The organism is Paludicola sp. MB14-C6 (assembly GCF_030908625.1).
In the GTDB taxonomy this organism is placed as follows: Bacteria; Bacillota; Clostridia; order Oscillospirales; family Ruminococcaceae; genus Paludihabitans.
On the sequence record NZ_CP133133.1, the window covers coordinates 2,236,479 to 2,252,613 of the forward strand.

Annotated in this window: 14 protein-coding genes; 13 read left to right on the forward strand and 1 reads right to left on the reverse strand. The window is 34.1% G+C overall.

Annotated elements, in window-relative coordinates:
* Nucleotides 1–113: 113 nt before the first annotated feature.
* Nucleotides 114–1,166, reverse strand: coding sequence for a stage II sporulation protein D (spoIID, locus tag RBG61_RS10660; protein WP_307943289.1), 1,053 nt, complete (start codon nt 1,164–1,166; stop codon nt 114–116).
* Between the two features lie 245 nt (nt 1,167–1,411).
* Between spoIID and RBG61_RS10665 the strand changes: the two genes are divergently transcribed.
* The 13 genes from RBG61_RS10665 (at nt 1,412) to cysS (ending at nt 16,130) form a co-directional block, all read left to right on the forward strand.
* Nucleotides 1,412–2,773, forward strand: a complete 1,362-nt coding sequence (locus tag RBG61_RS10665) for a citrate synthase (RefSeq protein ID WP_307943290.1) — start codon at nt 1,412–1,414, stop codon at nt 2,771–2,773.
* Nucleotides 2,774–2,868: 95 nt separating this feature from the next.
* Nucleotides 2,869–3,789, forward strand: coding sequence for a hypothetical protein (locus RBG61_RS10670; RefSeq protein ID WP_307943292.1), 921 nt, complete (start codon nt 2,869–2,871; stop codon nt 3,787–3,789).
* A 145-nt stretch (nt 3,790–3,934) separates the two neighbouring features.
* Entirely contained in the window at nt 3,935–5,266 is a 1,332-nt protein-coding gene (locus RBG61_RS10675; RefSeq protein ID WP_307943293.1) for a hypothetical protein, read from the forward strand.
* A gap of 38 nt (nt 5,267–5,304) precedes the next feature.
* On the forward strand, nt 5,305–6,000 hold the full coding sequence (locus RBG61_RS10680) for a response regulator transcription factor (protein ID WP_307943295.1): 696 nt from the start codon (nt 5,305–5,307) through the stop codon (nt 5,998–6,000).
* A 34-nt stretch (nt 6,001–6,034) separates the two neighbouring features.
* Nucleotides 6,035–7,513 (forward strand): sensor histidine kinase, encoded by a 1,479-nt coding sequence (locus RBG61_RS10685; protein WP_307943297.1) that lies wholly within the window; start codon nt 6,035–6,037, stop codon nt 7,511–7,513.
* A gap of 97 nt (nt 7,514–7,610) precedes the next feature.
* Entirely contained in the window at nt 7,611–8,678 is a 1,068-nt protein-coding gene (locus RBG61_RS10690) for a DUF1385 domain-containing protein (protein WP_307943299.1), read from the forward strand.
* Nucleotides 8,662–9,504, forward strand: coding sequence for a peptide chain release factor N(5)-glutamine methyltransferase (prmC, locus tag RBG61_RS10695; protein WP_307943300.1), 843 nt, complete (start codon nt 8,662–8,664; stop codon nt 9,502–9,504). Before RBG61_RS10690 ends, prmC begins: the two co-directional genes overlap by 17 nt.
* Nucleotides 9,505–9,572: 68 nt before the next feature.
* Nucleotides 9,573–10,724 (forward strand): recombinase RecA, encoded by a 1,152-nt coding sequence (gene recA, locus RBG61_RS10700; RefSeq protein ID WP_307943301.1) that lies wholly within the window; start codon nt 9,573–9,575, stop codon nt 10,722–10,724.
* Nucleotides 10,724–11,323 (forward strand): regulatory protein RecX, encoded by a 600-nt coding sequence (locus tag RBG61_RS10705; protein ID WP_307943303.1) that lies wholly within the window; start codon nt 10,724–10,726, stop codon nt 11,321–11,323. Before recA ends, RBG61_RS10705 begins: the two co-directional genes overlap by 1 nt.
* 108 nt (nt 11,324–11,431) lie before the next feature.
* A complete protein-coding gene (gene rimO / locus RBG61_RS10710; protein ID WP_307943304.1) occupies nt 11,432–12,757 on the forward strand; it encodes a 30S ribosomal protein S12 methylthiotransferase RimO in 1,326 nt (441 codons plus the stop codon).
* Nucleotides 12,758–12,894: 137 nt separating this feature from the next.
* Nucleotides 12,895–13,464, forward strand: a complete 570-nt coding sequence (pgsA, locus tag RBG61_RS10715) for a CDP-diacylglycerol--glycerol-3-phosphate 3-phosphatidyltransferase (protein ID WP_307943305.1) — start codon at nt 12,895–12,897, stop codon at nt 13,462–13,464.
* A gap of 445 nt (nt 13,465–13,909) precedes the next feature.
* Nucleotides 13,910–14,557 (forward strand): serine O-acetyltransferase EpsC, encoded by a 648-nt coding sequence (epsC, locus tag RBG61_RS10720; RefSeq protein ID WP_307943307.1) that lies wholly within the window; start codon nt 13,910–13,912, stop codon nt 14,555–14,557.
* 175 nt (nt 14,558–14,732) lie between these two features.
* Nucleotides 14,733–16,130 (forward strand): cysteine--tRNA ligase, encoded by a 1,398-nt coding sequence (cysS, locus tag RBG61_RS10725; RefSeq protein ID WP_307943308.1) that lies wholly within the window; start codon nt 14,733–14,735, stop codon nt 16,128–16,130.
* Nucleotides 16,131–16,135 lie beyond the last annotated feature (5 nt).

A 16,135-nucleotide genomic window follows, 5' to 3' on the forward strand; every position in this document is an offset into this window, starting at 1 on the left:
CTATTGTTTTATAGTATAAAATGCTCCAATACTTCCATATAGGTTTTTAAATCAAGAGCCTCTCGCTAGTTTTTATCTAGCGAGAGGCTCTTGAAATTTAGTATTGTCAATGTTTAAGAAACTTTTGAGCTAGGATTGGATGTTGTATTGCTATTTTCGCTTGAACTGCTTTGCGATATAGAACTTTCTTTTTTGGAAGATTCTATTTCTTTAACAGTAACCCCACTATAATAATGAAGTAATATTTCATGATAGGTTTTGCCCTGCCTTGCAAGATAATCGGCACCATATTGGCTCATTCCAACGCCATGCCCATACCCATTTGTAGTAAAAGTAAAAGATTCATTTGCAAATGCAACTTCAAAGTTAGATGATTTCAAATTCAATACTTCTCGTACATCTTTTCCATTCATTTTTTCAGAACCAACTTGAATTTCTGTAATTGTTTTAGAATCGCTGCGTTTTAATATTTGAAACCACTTTGTTTTGTCTTTGTCAAATTTAATATCCTTGTATTTTTGTGTAAAAGCATGTTCTACCTCGCTTGCAGTAAGTGTAGTTTTGGTTTCATAGTTTGGGGATAATTCATCCCCTTCACTTTTTACGGGTACTAGATAGCTAACATCTTTACCCCAAACAGTTTTTGCACTTTCAGTTATGCCACCTGAAATAGAATGAAATGCAGCTAAAATTGGCTTATCTTCATAAACTAAGATTTCGTTGATTACGCTATCAACAGCATCGGATAGTTTTTTATAATTTATTTCATAATTTTTGCCCCATTTTTCTTTAAGTTCTTCAACACTAATATAAGCTTGACCTTTTTCAAAGTCTGTAGATAGGTAGGCACCTTTTAACTCAGGTGATGGATTTTTCAGCTCTGCATCAATTTGACGTAGGGCGTATGTATGGGCAGCAACTGCTTGTGCCTTTAAAGCTTCTGCATGATAGGCAATTGGCATTTCGGCCGCTACTACTCCTTTGATATAATTAGCAGGATCAAGCTTCATTACTTCTCCGGTTTTGTGATTGAGTACTAGATAGGTTGTAGTATCAGTTTTTTCGCGAGGTGATAAAGGCGATTTATTTGATCCAATGAGAGCGAAAAGCGGAATGATTAACAAAATCAGAATAAATGTTCCAAGAACGGGCAATACTTTTTTCATAATTTATACCTCCGATGACGTTTTTAACTTTGAAGAGATTAAATTTATAAATTGCATTTTTCTTCAGTTTAAATGATTGTTTTGTTTCACAAGCAAGATAAATGAATAATTTAAAAGAATAAAATTCATTTTTCGCCTTAAATTTACTATTTTTTAACAAATACATATTGACTTGAATGTTTGTTTCATGTAAAATGATAAAACACATTATGCAATGTGAATGAGATTAGTAAAGGGTGATTCGGATGGATAACAAGCTTGTAAAAGATTCTGCTATCAAACATTTATGCGAGGAATTCAGAAAATATAACCATATTGATCCTTCTTTGTATGAAAAGTTTGATGTAAAACGGGGTCTTAGAAATCAAGATGGCACAGGCGTTATGGCTGGGCTGACTCAAATTTGTAATGTTCATGGTTATATAGTGAGTGATGGTGAGCGACAACCCGTTCCCGGTCGACTTTACTATCGTGGATATGACATTGAAGATATCGTGAAAAGCTGTCAAGAACAACAACGTTTCGGCTTTGAAGAAACAATTTACTTATTGCTGTTTGGCGTTTTGCCAACACAAGAACAGCTCGACCAGTTCATACCAGTGATTATCAATTTTATGCATCTTCCTGAGAATTTCTTTGAAGATATGATTTTAAAAGCGCCATCGCCAAATATTATGAATAAATTAGCACGGGCTATTTTGGCTATGTATTCTTACGATGACACTGCTGAAAATACATCATTGGAAAGTGAATTAGAAAAAGCACTACGTATTACGGCTTCAATGAGTAATATCAGCGTAAAAGCATATCAAGTAAGACGTCGCTATTACGAAGATAAAACAATGTATTTACATCCAATTAAACATGGATTAAGTATTGCGGAAGAATTTTTATCTTTGCTTAGAATTGATCGTTCTTATACAAAAGAAGAAGCATTACTGCTTGACTTGTGCTTAATTCTTCATGCAGAGCATGGAGGTGGTAACAACTCTACTTTTGCTTGCCGTGTATTATCTTCTTCTGGTACGGATGCTTATTCAGCATATGCTGGCGCAGTTGGTTCGTTAAAAGGGCCAAAACATGGTGGCGCAAATATTAAAGTGCTTGAAATGGTAAACAATATCAAAGCTAATGTTGCCGATATAACGGATAGAAAACAAGTATGCGATTATTTAGTAAAAATTATCAACAAAGAAGCAAATGACTATTCAGGCTTAGTTTACGGTATGGGTCACGCAGTTTATACAATTTCTGATCCTCGTGCTAACATTTTAAAAGAAAATGCAATTAAACTAGCAAAGGGAACAGAGTTCGAAAATGACTTTACACTTTTAGAAATAATTGAAAAAGAAACGCCAAGAATTTTTGCTGAACTAAAAGGTAGTACAAAAGAAATTTGTGCAAATGTCGATTTATATTCCGGTTTGGTTTATAAAATGCTGAAAATTCCAGAAGAATTGTTTACTCCGCTATTTGCAACATCAAGAATGGCAGGCTGGAGTGCACATAGAATTGAAGAGTTATTGACGGGTAATCGTATTATTCGTCCGGCTTATAAATCGGTTTCAAAACCAAGAGCATATGTACCAATCAACGAACGAAGATAACAATTAGAAAAATTAGGTCTTTTTTCTTGCTAATTTTTGATGAATACGTTATGATATAAGTTATGGTACTCATCAGTATTGGCAAGGGGGCAATTATGAATACTTTGGAAAGTCGTAATTTACGTATTTTAAAGACAGAATATCGTCTTAGTTTAGATGTTGCTATCATTGGATTTCTTTTGAAAACAATTCAAATAATAGCGTTTTATGATAAAGAAGCAGGTTTAATAAAGAAAACAGGTTTTTCAAATTTTTTAGGATTTCTTGTAATATTGTCATTTTTATTTGTGGTTTTTCTATACATTAAAGTGACCTTAGAAGTGACACCTGTTGTGTCAAAGTTAAAGCACAAAAGCAATAAGATAACGGGGTGTAGTTTCTTTATAACAGGCTTATTATTTTTTATACAAGGAATATCTTGCATCAATCGTGATATCGCAAACTATAAAAAAAATATTGAGTTAATGCTTACACAATATCGTATAGCAAAAGTTAATTTATCTCAGAAAATTGCTGAGCTTTTTCCAACGTTTTCAGATATCATCTGCATCATGAGTGCAGTTTGTTTTATTATTATCGGTATTATATATTTTGTTGATAATAAAAAAACGAATTTTATGTATTTGTTAATACCCGTATCGTGGGGTTGGATCAGTATGATTCAGATGTTACTTTCTTTATCCAATCAAGTATCAATAGTATCAAGCTATGAGAAAATTGTATTTTCAGTTTTAACAGTGCTATTCTTATACTATACAACCTGTTATTTTTGTTCTTATTCCAAACAAGAAAAACAGCATTTATCTGTTTTTGTGCGAATATCGTTTGTTTCATTTGGGTTAATCAGCGTATTACCTTATGCAATAGCATATTGTTTTGGAAAGCGAGATTTACTTGTTAATATTCCTTATTTAAGCTATATTGGGTTAATGATACTTAGCATTCCTATTTCTTTGAATTACTTTTTTCATACAACGCATTTTATTATGAAAAAAGAACATATGAATCAACAATAAAGTAAGAAAAGGCGGTTAGTAACCGTCTTTTCTTTTTCAACATTATTTGAAAAGAAACAAGAAAAATGTTAATATAAATAGTATGAATTTATGAAAAACTATGCTATACTTAACATATCTAGAATAAAAAAGGAAGGTGTAATCGTTGAAGCGCACAATAATCTGCATTTTAGTTGCTACAATGCTTTTTTTAACGGGATGTTCTTATACGCAAACAGGTATTGATGCGTTGTTGCAGCCTCCCAAGCTTTCCAAACAGCAAGATGAAATTTTTACTGCTTTAGGTATTTCAGGGAAAAAAGAATTAAAACTAAAATATCCAAGAAAAGGTGATTATAAATCGGCATTTGTAATCAAAAATATTGATGATGAGCCTACTGAAGAAGCAATTGTTTTTTATGAAGATACTACAGCAACGGAATTTCCAATGAGAATAGTAGCACTGGACCAAAACAAAGGCAGATGGGAAAAGGCAAATCAAGTTGGTGAAAATGCATCTGAGGTTGAAAAAGTATCATTCATTTCATCCGATGAAAAAATCTATATCATAATAGGTTTTACTTCTTTAAGTAAAACTGAGAAATTCGTAAGGGTATATTGCTATCAAAATAAACAGTTTCAATCTGTAGGAGAACCGCTTCGCTGCAACAGCTATGAGGTGTTTGATATGAATGGCGAAGGTGAAGATGAAGTAATTACAATGACAATGAAAAAATCCGATCAAGAGATACAATCTATTACTGCAACCGTTCATAAAATTTCGGTTAACGGCTTAGTATCGGTATCTGAAACGCCTATGGATCCCAATACTACGGATTTTGATAATCTTTATAAAGGAAAGATAAATCCTACCACTCCAGCATTATATGTTGACGGAAGAAAAGGTACAACAAAAGTTACTACTGAAATATTAGTGATGAACAAAGGAAAACTTGAAAATTTAATTTATAATGCTAAAAGCCCTAAAAAAAGTTTAATTCAAAAAACTGAGCGAACAGTTGGTTCTTATTGCGAAGATATTAACGACGACGGTGTTTATGAAATTCCAAGAGTAGTGCCTGCATTAGGTTTTGAAAATACCGAAAAACATCAAACTTTATCTTTTATTGATTGGTATAATTATGAAAAAGGTGAATTGGTACCATTTAAAAAATCATATGTTGATTATAAACTTGGATATTTATATATCATTCCGCCGGAATGGCTTAAAAAGGTAACTTTAAGCTATTCAAGTAATGATAATGAAGTATTTTTTTATGAGTATAATTCGGACAATCCAAACGAAAATACGAAATTGGCATCCATTAAAGTAATGGAAAAAACGGAATATTTAAAAGATACAGAAGGCGTTATCAATAATGAGTATCATATTTTAAAAGAAAACGGTCAGCTGATTTATCTTTATCAGTTATATCCGAATTCATCCGAGTTAGCGTTGTCTAAACAAAGCTTTGAAAAAGGATTTGTATTATTATAATGGAAACAAAATAAAGGAACTATTTGAGGAGGCAACTTATGAAAAAAATTCTTGTTTGTGAAGATGAAGAAGTAATTAGAGATTTTGTCGTAATCAATTTACAACGGTCTGGTTATATTACAACTGACGTTTCTTGTGGCGAAGATGCTTTGCGTGTATTTGAAGAAAATAACGGAGATTTTGATGTCGCTTTAATTGATATTATGATGCCTGGTATAGATGGGTTTGCAGTTTGTAAACAACTGCGTGAAAAGAGCGATAATCTTGGAATTATTATGTTGACTGCCAAAACGCAGGAGATGGATAAGGTAAGAGGGCTAATGCTTGGCGCAGACGACTATGTTACAAAGCCTTTCAGCCCATCGGAATTAGTAGCGAGGGTAGATGCAGTTTATCGTCGTGTATCAATGGCAACCAAAACAATTCAAGAAGTAAAACCAATTGTATCCGGAGTATTTGTATTAAATCCAAAGAGCAGAACGCTAACCAAAAACGGAGAAATGATTGATTTAACCCAAGTGGAATATCAAATTATGGAGTATTTCATTCGTAATAAGAATGTTGCTTTAGGAAGAAACAATATTCTTGAACAAATATGGGGCGATAACTATTTTGGTGATATTAAAATTGTAGATGTTAATATACGAAGACTCAGAATGAAAATTGAAGACGAACCATCCAAACCGGTTTATATTCAAACGATTTGGGGCTTCGGCTATAAATGGCAAGAATAAAGATATATTAAAATTTTAGGAAGGAGAAAACAATATGGCAATAAAAAGTATTACGCAACGTTGGATTGTAAACAGTTTGAGTGTTATTCTAGTTGCAATCATATTTATTGCTATTGCTTTCTCTTTTGCTATGAAAAATTTTTATTATGCTGGTGTAAAGCAATCTATTGAATTTCGTTCTACGCAAGTTAGAAAAGCATTGAATAATATGCGAAATGATGATGTTGTAAACTTTAACGCAACGGTAAGAGATTTCGTTGAAAATTCAGAAGATAAGAACATTATGGAGATTACCGCAATTGACTATGATGGTAGGGTTGCAGTATCTTCAAGTGGCTTTTCGTATAATCAAAAAGAGAAGATGCCTGATTATGAAGACGCCAAAGTAAGTTCAACTCGTACAGGTTATCGTGTATTAAAAACAGCCGGTGGAGAACGTGTTACTGCTGTAACCATCATGATTCCGTATACAAATAGCGAATATTCTGCAATACGTTATGTGGTATCTATGGAGCAAGTCGATAAGATATTGTTTTTATATATGTTGGTTTTTCTTGCGGTTGCCATTATCATTTTAACCTTTGTAATGATATCGGGCTTTTATTTTATTAAATCTATTGTAATACCTGTACGAGATGTAGGTTCTGCCGCAAGGCGATTTGCAACGGGTGATATGAGCGCACGTATTATTAAAAAATCAGATGATGAGCTTGGTGAGCTTTGCGATATTATCAACTATATGGCTGATGAAATTTCTGCTTCAGAAGAAATGAAGAATGAGTTTATTTCTTCTGTATCCCATGAATTGCGCACACCATTAACCGCAATTAAAGGTTGGAGCGAAACGCTTATGACCTTAGAGGGTGATGATAAAATCACCATGCAAAAAGGTATGCGTGTTATTACAAGTGAAACGGAACGTCTTTCTATCATGGTTGAAGAACTTCTTGATTTTTCAAGAATTCAAAATGGCAGACTCACATTGGTTAAAACAACGATTGATATTTTAGCTGAGCTTGGCGAAGCAGTTATGATTTATACAGAACGTGCAAGACGAGATAAGATTGAGCTCATTTACAATGAGCCTGAAATGGTATCCTTTGTTTTTGGTGATAAGAACCGTTTAAGACAGGTATTTATTAACGTTATTGATAATGCATTAAAATACTCCGATGCAGGAGATACCGTAACAATTGATGTAATAGAGAATTCAGGTGTACTCCATATCATCGTTGCCGATACAGGATGTGGTATTTCCAGTGTGGATTTGCCTAAAGTAAAAACAAAATTCTATAAAGCAAACCTAACAAGACGTGGATCCGGAATCGGGCTTGCTGTGGCAAATGAAATTGTGATGATGCATGATGGCGAGATTGATATTCAAAGTGAATTAAATGTTGGAACAACTGTTATCATAAAGCTGCCTGTTAATTTAAAAAAAGGGGAGCAAAGAAAAACTGAAATTTCTACAACCATGGAATTTAATTTAAATGATGACACAAAGAAAGCCTAATATAAACTAATAGGGCATTTGTAGATTGCGAAAATAATGATATATAAAATTGAGATGTTTTTTTGTTCTCAATTGAAATAAGAAGGATGATAAAAGAATGAAAGAAAAAGATAATCGCATTAAAAGCAAAGTGGGAGGTCAAGCTTTGATTGAGGGCGTTATGATGCGTGGCCCCGAAATTGCTGCAATGGCTGTTCGTACACCAAGCGGAGAAATCGATTTAGAAGAATGGAATTTAAAAAAGCAAAGCATTTGGTCTAAAATTCCGATTATCCGTGGTGTTGTAAACTTCATCAGTTCCATGGTAATGGGCTATAGCTGCCTTTCAAAATCGGCTGAAAAGTCAGGTTTAGAAGACGAAAGCAATGAAGAGCCATCAAAATTTGATGCGTGGTTAGAGCGAACATTCGGCGATAAAATTATGAATATTGTTGTAATTATCGGTACAGTTCTAGGCCTTTTATTTTCAATCGTTCTTTTTATGATGGTTCCTTCCTTTGCGGTCAAGGGAATTAACTTGTTGGTTCCACTTGGTGGATGGGGAACTGCAATTGAAGGCGTTATCAAGATTTTAATTTTTATTGCATACTTAGCTCTTGTAGCACAGATGAAAGATATCAAACGTGTTTTTGAATATCATGGTGCAGAACATAAGACAATTTTTTGCTTGGAAGCGGGCGAAGCACTAACCGTTGAAAATGTAAGAAAACAAAAACGATTTCACCCTCGTTGTGGAACCAGTTTTTTAATTATTGTTTTAATTTTGAGTATTCTTGTTTTCTCATTACCATTTGTTCCATGGGATAATATTTTCCTACGTACACTTGTAAAACTAGCATTATTACCTGTTATCGTCGGAATCGGCTATGAGTTTATCAAACTGGCAGGAAAATATGATAATTGGTTTACTAAAATTATTTCTTTCCCAGGAATTAAATTACAACATCTAACAACAAAAGAACCAGATGATAGTCAAATCGAAGTTGCAATTGCAGCAATTAAACCATGTATTCCGGAAGACGAAAAACAACATTTACCTGTTGAAATGGACGAACCGATTTATGAAACCGAGCAGAAAACGGAAATAGATGCTGGACAGGATGACATGACTCACCATATTATTGAGGAAATAGAAGAAGAGATGCTTGATGAAATCACATACTAATATAAAACAGGTTTATCAGTATTTATGCGCAGAGTTAAATTGCTTTGAAGATGCAAAGTATGAATCAAGTGAGCTTGTGCGATTTGTTTGTAATGCCTCTAACAGCGATTTATTGATTGGAGAAAAAGAGGTAACGAACAATCAAATGCAAACACTTGCTAAAATGATAGAGAAAAGAAAAAGCGGATACCCGCTGCAATATATTTTAGGGCAATGGGAATTTTACGGACTTCCGTTTTATGTCGGAGAGGGCGTATTGATTCCACGTTCCGATACCGAAGCATTAGTGAATACTGCAAGAGAATATGCAAAAAATAAAGGACCTTTAAAAATACTCGATATTTGCAGCGGCTCAGGCTGTATCGCAATTACGTTAAAGCATTTGCTTCCTAATAGCGATGTGTTTGCGTTAGAAAAAAGCGAAGCTGCAATATCTTATTTGAAAAAGAACATAGCATTAAATCAATCTGATATTACATTGATACAAGATGATGCACTAAATCCTCAAACAAACGAAACCAATTTTGATATTATCGTGTCAAATCCACCTTATTTAACAAAACAGGACATGGAAAGCTTACAAAAAGAAGTATCTTTTGAGCCTGAAATGGCTTTATGTGGCGAAGAAGATGGCTTGCATTTTTATCGAGAGCTCACAAGGATATGGACACCACGTTTAAAGCAGGGTGGACTATTAGCTTACGAGATTGGTATTCATCAAGAAAATGATGTCAGCAACATCTTGATATCCAATGGTTATAATACTATTTGCAATCAGAAAGATTTGTGTGATATAATAAGAGTGATATATAGTGTTAAAAAATAAGAATGGTCGAAGTTGCTTCGCCCATTTTGTTACACTTAAATGAATTTAAAAACGAATGGAGAATAAATATGGCTGTAAAACCAAAGGAAAAACCACAAGTTGAAGTACAAGTAAGCTCTGCTGATAAAAGAAAAGCACTTGAAACTGCAATAAGTCAAATCGAAAAGCAATTTGGTAAAGGCGCGGTTATGAAACTTGGTCAAGCAACTACTATGAATGTAGATGCAATTTCCACTGGTTCTTTAGGTCTTGATATGGCTTTAGGTATCGGAGGCGTTCCAAGAGGACGTGTAGTCGAAGTATATGGACCGGAATCTTCTGGTAAAACAACCGTTGCATTGCAAATTGTAGCTCAAGCGCAAAAAGCAGGCGGTGAAGCTGCGTTTATTGACGTTGAGCACGCATTAGATCCTATTTATGCAAAGGCATTGGGAGTAGATATTGATTCTTTATTGGTTTCTCAACCCGATACTGGTGAACAAGCATTAGAAATCATGGAAGCGCTGATTCGTTCAGGCGCATTAGATGTAATTGTATTAGACTCAGTTGCTGCAATGGTAACAAGAGCGGAAATCGACGGCGAAATGGGCGATAATCACGTAGGCTTGCAAGCACGTTTGATGTCACAAGCACTTAGAAAATTAACCTCCGTTATTTCTCGCTCCAATTGTGTTGCAGTATTTATTAACCAAGTTCGTGAGAAGATTGGTGTTATGTATGGTAACCCAGAAACCACTCCGGGCGGTAGAGCTTTAAAATTCTATTCATCTGTTCGTATCGAGGTTCGTCGTGGTGAGGCAATCAAAAATGGATCTGAAATTATCGGTAATAAAACAAAATGTAAGATTGTAAAAAATAAAGTTGCACCTCCATTTAAAGAGGTAGTATTTGATATTATGTATGGTGAAGGTGTTTCTCGTGTAGGCGAGATTATCGACTTTGCAGTAGATGCAGATATTATCGAAAAGAGTGGTGCTTGGTTTAGCTACAACGGAGAGCGTTTAGGTCAAGGCCGTGATAAAGTCAAAAAGCTACTACAAGAAAACGAAGCACTCTGCGAAGAGATTGCACAAAAAGTAAAAGAGCATAGCAAAGAGCTTTTAGATAAAGCAAGAGGCAAAGTGTTCGAAGAAAAAGAATCGTCTGCTGAAGTAACTGCACCAGCAAATAAAGTAGGCGCAAATATTGATATAGAAGCGGATGAAAGTGATTTTGAATAATGAAAATCACCAACATTGAAAAGGCAAAAGCAACAAGATATACTATTTCTGTTGATAATGAGTATTGGTACATATTAGACCTTGAAATAATCATGCAGAATCATTTAAAAATTGGTATGGAAGTGGATGAAGATTTTTTAGATGATATAAAAATGCAAGCCGAACGTAGAAAAGCAAGAGAAAGGGCATACTATTTATTAGGGTATCGTGATCATTCAAAAAAAGAGCTTTACGATAAGCTATTAGAATCTGCTCGTCCTGAAATTGCTTTTGAAATTCTTTCAATGGTTGAAGAACAAGGACTCATTAACGATGAGAATTATGCAAGAAAGCTTGCAAGATATTATCTTGAACAAAAAAACTGGGGCGAAAAAAGAGCCGTATACGAAATGTATAAAAAGGGTATTGACAAAGAACTCGCAGAAATTGCAATTGAAGAATGCGATGTTGATGTAATACAACAGATTAGTAAAATAATCGACAAAAAATACTATCTGTATATGGATGATTTTAAAGGCAAGCAAAAGGTCATAGCAGCGTTAATGCGTTTAGGATATTCTTATGATGATGTGAAAGCAGCGATAAATAACTATGAGTAATATTGAGTTGCGTTTAATACCTAGTGTATAGCTTGAAAATGGTTAGTTAAAGGTTTTCAAAGTATTTGGCTGGTGTAAACGTAAATAAGTATGATATGAGGAGCAAAAATGGCGAAAAAAGTATCAATGGTATCTTTGGGATGTTCTAAAAACCAAGTAGATGCTGAAATGTTATTAGCAAAGTTGAAAAATAACGGATATGAATTGACAGGTGACGTATCTGAAAGTGATGCAGTAGTTGTAAATACATGTGGTTTTATCCAATCTGCAAAAGAAGAAGCAATCGAAAATATCTTAGAATTAGCAGAGCTTAAAAAAGAAGGTACAATTCAAGCAATTATTGTAACAGGATGTTTAGCCCAACGCTATCAAGATGAACTTGTAAAAGAGTTTCCTGAAGTGGATGCAATTTTAGGAATTGGTTCTAATGATCAAATTTGTGATGCGGTTAATAAAGCTTTAAATCATGAGCAAACGGTTTCTTTTGGTAATAAAGAAAGTTTATGCTTAAATGGAGATCGTATCTTAACAACTTTACCACACTATGCATATTTGAAAGTTGCAGAAGGCTGTGACAACTGGTGTAGTTATTGTGCAATTCCAATGATTCGTGGCAGATTTAGAAGCCGCCCGAAAGAAGAAGTTATCAAAGAAGCGCAATGGTTAGCTTCTCAAGGCGTAAAAGAAGTAATCGTTGTAGCTCAAGATACAACCCGTTATGGTGAAGACCTATATGGCAGCTACCAATTAGCAGCTTTATTAAAAGAACTTGCTAAAATTGAAGGCATTGAATGGATTCGTCCACTTTATTGTTACCCTGACAAAATTACCAATGAGTTATTAGAAGTAATTGCAAACGAGCCCAAAGTAGTAAAATACTTAGATATTCCAATTCAACATTGTAATAAAGAAATTTTAAGAGCAATGAATCGTAAGCAAGATAAAGAAACGCTGGTTGCTTTATTTAAAAAAATTCGTGAAAAAGTAGAGGGTATTACATTAAGAACTACTTTGATTACAGGGTTTCCGGGCGAAACAGACGAACAATTTACTGAACTTTGTGAGTTTGTTGATGAAATTCAATTTGACCGCTTAGGTTGCTTTACTTACTCTCCTGAAGAGGGTACAAAAGCCGCAGAAATGGATTGCCAAATTGATGATGACGTAAAAGAGCGTCGTGCGGAAATTATTATGAACCAACAAGCAATTATTATGGAACGTTTGAATGAGCAAAAAATCAATTCTACAATTAGAGTAATTGTAGAAGGTTTCGATAAATATGGGGAATGCTATTTCGGTAGAAGTGAAGCAGATGCACCTGATATCGACGGTAAAGTCTTTTTCACAAGTGAAACCTCTTATGTTATGGGAGATTTCGTAAACGTGCATATTGATGAAGTAATGGATTATGACTTAATAGGAACGGTAATATAGTAATTTAACATGAAAACAAATCCATATTTAAAGTACCCAAAACTTATATATCAAAGCTTTAGGATGCATTTTCTAGGTTGTTTTCTCAATTTAATTAACTATATCTTGTTAGAAGTTTGACTTTAGGGGGATTTTTCGTGAATACACCGAATAAATTGACATTGTTAAGAGTTATGTTAGTGCCAGTATTTTTGGCATTTTTAATGATAGAGCAAATTCCGATGCACTATCTTTTTGCACTAATCGTTTTTGTTGTGGCATCATTAACGGATTTGTTTGATGGCTATCTAGCAAGAAAGAATGATCAAGTAACTACCTTTGGTAAGTTTTTAGATCCATTAGCGGATAAAGTATTGGTGCTTGCTGCAATGATATGTTTTATTGAGCTTGGATTATCTAGTTCAATCGCAGTTATTATCATTATAGCACGTGAGTTTATGGTAACATCTTTGCGTTTGGTTGCGTCTGCATCAGGCGGAAAAGTAATTGCTGCAAATATGTTTGGTAAAATAAAAACTGTTGTTCAAATGACAGCAGTTATTACAATAATGGTATGTCTTTCTTATCAAGAGTTCTTTACTTTACCAAGCTTTATAAACTTGCCGCTTATTGCTAATATATTAATGTGGATTGCAGCAATCGTAACTGTGGCTTCCGGTATTGAATATTTAGCTCAAAATAAGCATGCTGTAAACACAACAAAATAAACTTGTTTTTTGGAACAAAGTATGATATGATACAATATAATATAGCAAATTGAATAATTGATATTGCGTTGATCAGAAAGAGTAGTAAGATGAAAATGCATCAGAGAGTAAACGTCACCGGCTGAAAGCGTTTATGGCTAGTTTATCTTATACGAAATCCATTCAAAATGAAATTTTAAATGAGAATTCGTATTACGAAGTGCATCTGTGAGCAGGTTGTGGGAACAACATCAACAGTATTGTTGATGTAATAGTATTGCAGCCCGAGTCATCCTCGTTATCGGATTATATACTAATTTCTTATTAAAATTTTTATCATCAATAATTAGTATAAGCGACAAACAGAAGTGGAACCGCGGAATTACCGCCTTCGTGTATAATAAAATTACACGAAGGCTTTTTTATTTGGATAAGCTAATAGAAAGCAGAAAGGAATGATGGGTGTATGTTTAAAAGATTAAGATATGATATTAATGCTATAAAAAAACGAGATCCAGCAGCAAGAAATTCTTTTGAAGTGTTTATGTTGTATTCGGGATTACATGCAATTATTTGGTATCGTATATCGCATTGGTTTTATCGTCATAAACTTTTTTATATGGCAAGATGGTTTTCACAATCCGGCCGCTTTTGGACAGGAATAGAAATTCACCCTGGTGCAGAGATAGGAAAAGGCTTGTTTATTGACCATGGAAGTGGAGTTGTAATTGGCGAAACAACAATAATCGGTGACGATTGCACAATATATCAAGGAGTAACTTTAGGAGGAACGGGAAAAGATAAAGGTAAACGTCATCCGACTTTAGGAAACAGAGTAATGGTTGGAAGCGGCGCAAAAATACTTGGGCCATTTAAGGTTGGCGATGGAGCAAGGATTGCAGCAAATGCAGTTGTTTTAGAAGAAATTCCTCCAAATGCTACGGCAGTTGGTGCGCCTGCTCGAATTGTAAAAATAGATGGAATGAGAGTTTGTCCTGAAATGGATCAGGTTCATATTCCGGATCCCGTATCACAAGAGCTATGCAAGCTTTCCATTAAGCTTGAGAAGCTGCAAGCTGAATTGAAAGAACTAAAAGAACGTAAACCTGAATAAAATTATGTTGGGACGACGGAAATGTAGTTTTTGCGTTTCTGTCAGCCCTTGTATCGTAAAAGAATTGAAAAAAAGATGTTTGTAAACGTAAGTTTTGTGCTGATTCTGTCAAAAAGAATGGTGGAATACGTGTTTGAACACAAGCCAAAACCAACATGAAAGGAATGATTATAATATGCAATTATATAACACACTAACAAGACGTGAAGAAGAATTTAAAACAATAGAGCCAAATAAAGTAAGAATGTATACTTGTGGACCAACTGTTTATAACTTTGCCCATATTGGAAATTTAAGAACTTATATTCATGAAGATATTTTACAAAAAACATTAGAATACTTAGGCTATGACGTAAAAAGAGTTATGAATATTACCGACGTTGGACATTTAGAGTCTGATGCGGATGATGGCGAAGACAAAATGTTAAAAGGTGCATTAAGAGAAAATAAAACGGTTTGGGAAATTGCAGATTTTTATACACAAGCCTTTTTTAGCGACTGCTCAAAATTAAACATAAAAAAGCCAACTATCTTGGGTAAGGCAACCGATTATATTGATGACTATATCGCATTTATCAAAGCATTAGAGAATAAAGGTTTTACTTATTTTGAAAATGGAAATGTGTATTTTGATATTTCTAAAAAAGAAGACTATACAAAATTGTCCGGAATGAACTTAGATGAATTGCAAACTGCCGCTAGAGATGATGTCACTGAAGATATTCATAAACGTAATCCACAAGACTTTGTACTATGGTTTACAAAATCTAAATTTGAAAATCAAGCAATGAAATGGGATTCTCCTTGGGGCGTTGGCTATCCGGGCTGGCACATTGAGTGTTCAGTTATTTCTTTAAAAAATCTTGGCAATCAAATGGACATTCATTGCGGTGGGGTAGACCATATTCCGGTTCATCATACAAATGAAATTGCGCAAACCGAAAGTTACACAGGCGAAAATTGGGTAAATTATTGGTGGCATGGTGAATTTCTACTTGATAAAGACGGTAAAATGAGCAAGTCCAAAGGCGAATTTTTAACAGTTAGCTTGCTTGAGAAAAAAGGTTTTAATCCATTATCATACCGTTACTTTGTTTTAAATTCTCATTATAGAAAACAGCTTGCTTTTTCGTTTGATTCCTTAAAGCAAGCTGAAAATGCATACAACAAATTAAAAAACAGAGTCGCTGCTTTGAAAAATAGTGCTGATGATAATGGTGCTGAAGGCGATACAGCAAAATATAAAGCATTATTTACTGATTGTATTTCCGATGACTTAAATACGGCGAATGCAATTACAGTTTTGTTTGATGTTTTAAAAGCAGATGATATCAACAACAAGCAAAAGCTTGAATTAGTAAAAGATTTTGAAACAGTATTGTCATTGGGCTTATTTGAAGAAGAAAAAGAAGAAGAAATTCCACAAGAAATTCTTGATCTAGTAGCAAAAAGACAACAAGCAAGAAAAGAGAAAAACTTTGCATTAGCAGATCAAATTCGTGATGAAATAGCGAATAGCGGCTACGTAGTAGAAGAAACCCGTCAAGGAGTAAAAATTTCAAAAAAAGCATAGAATGT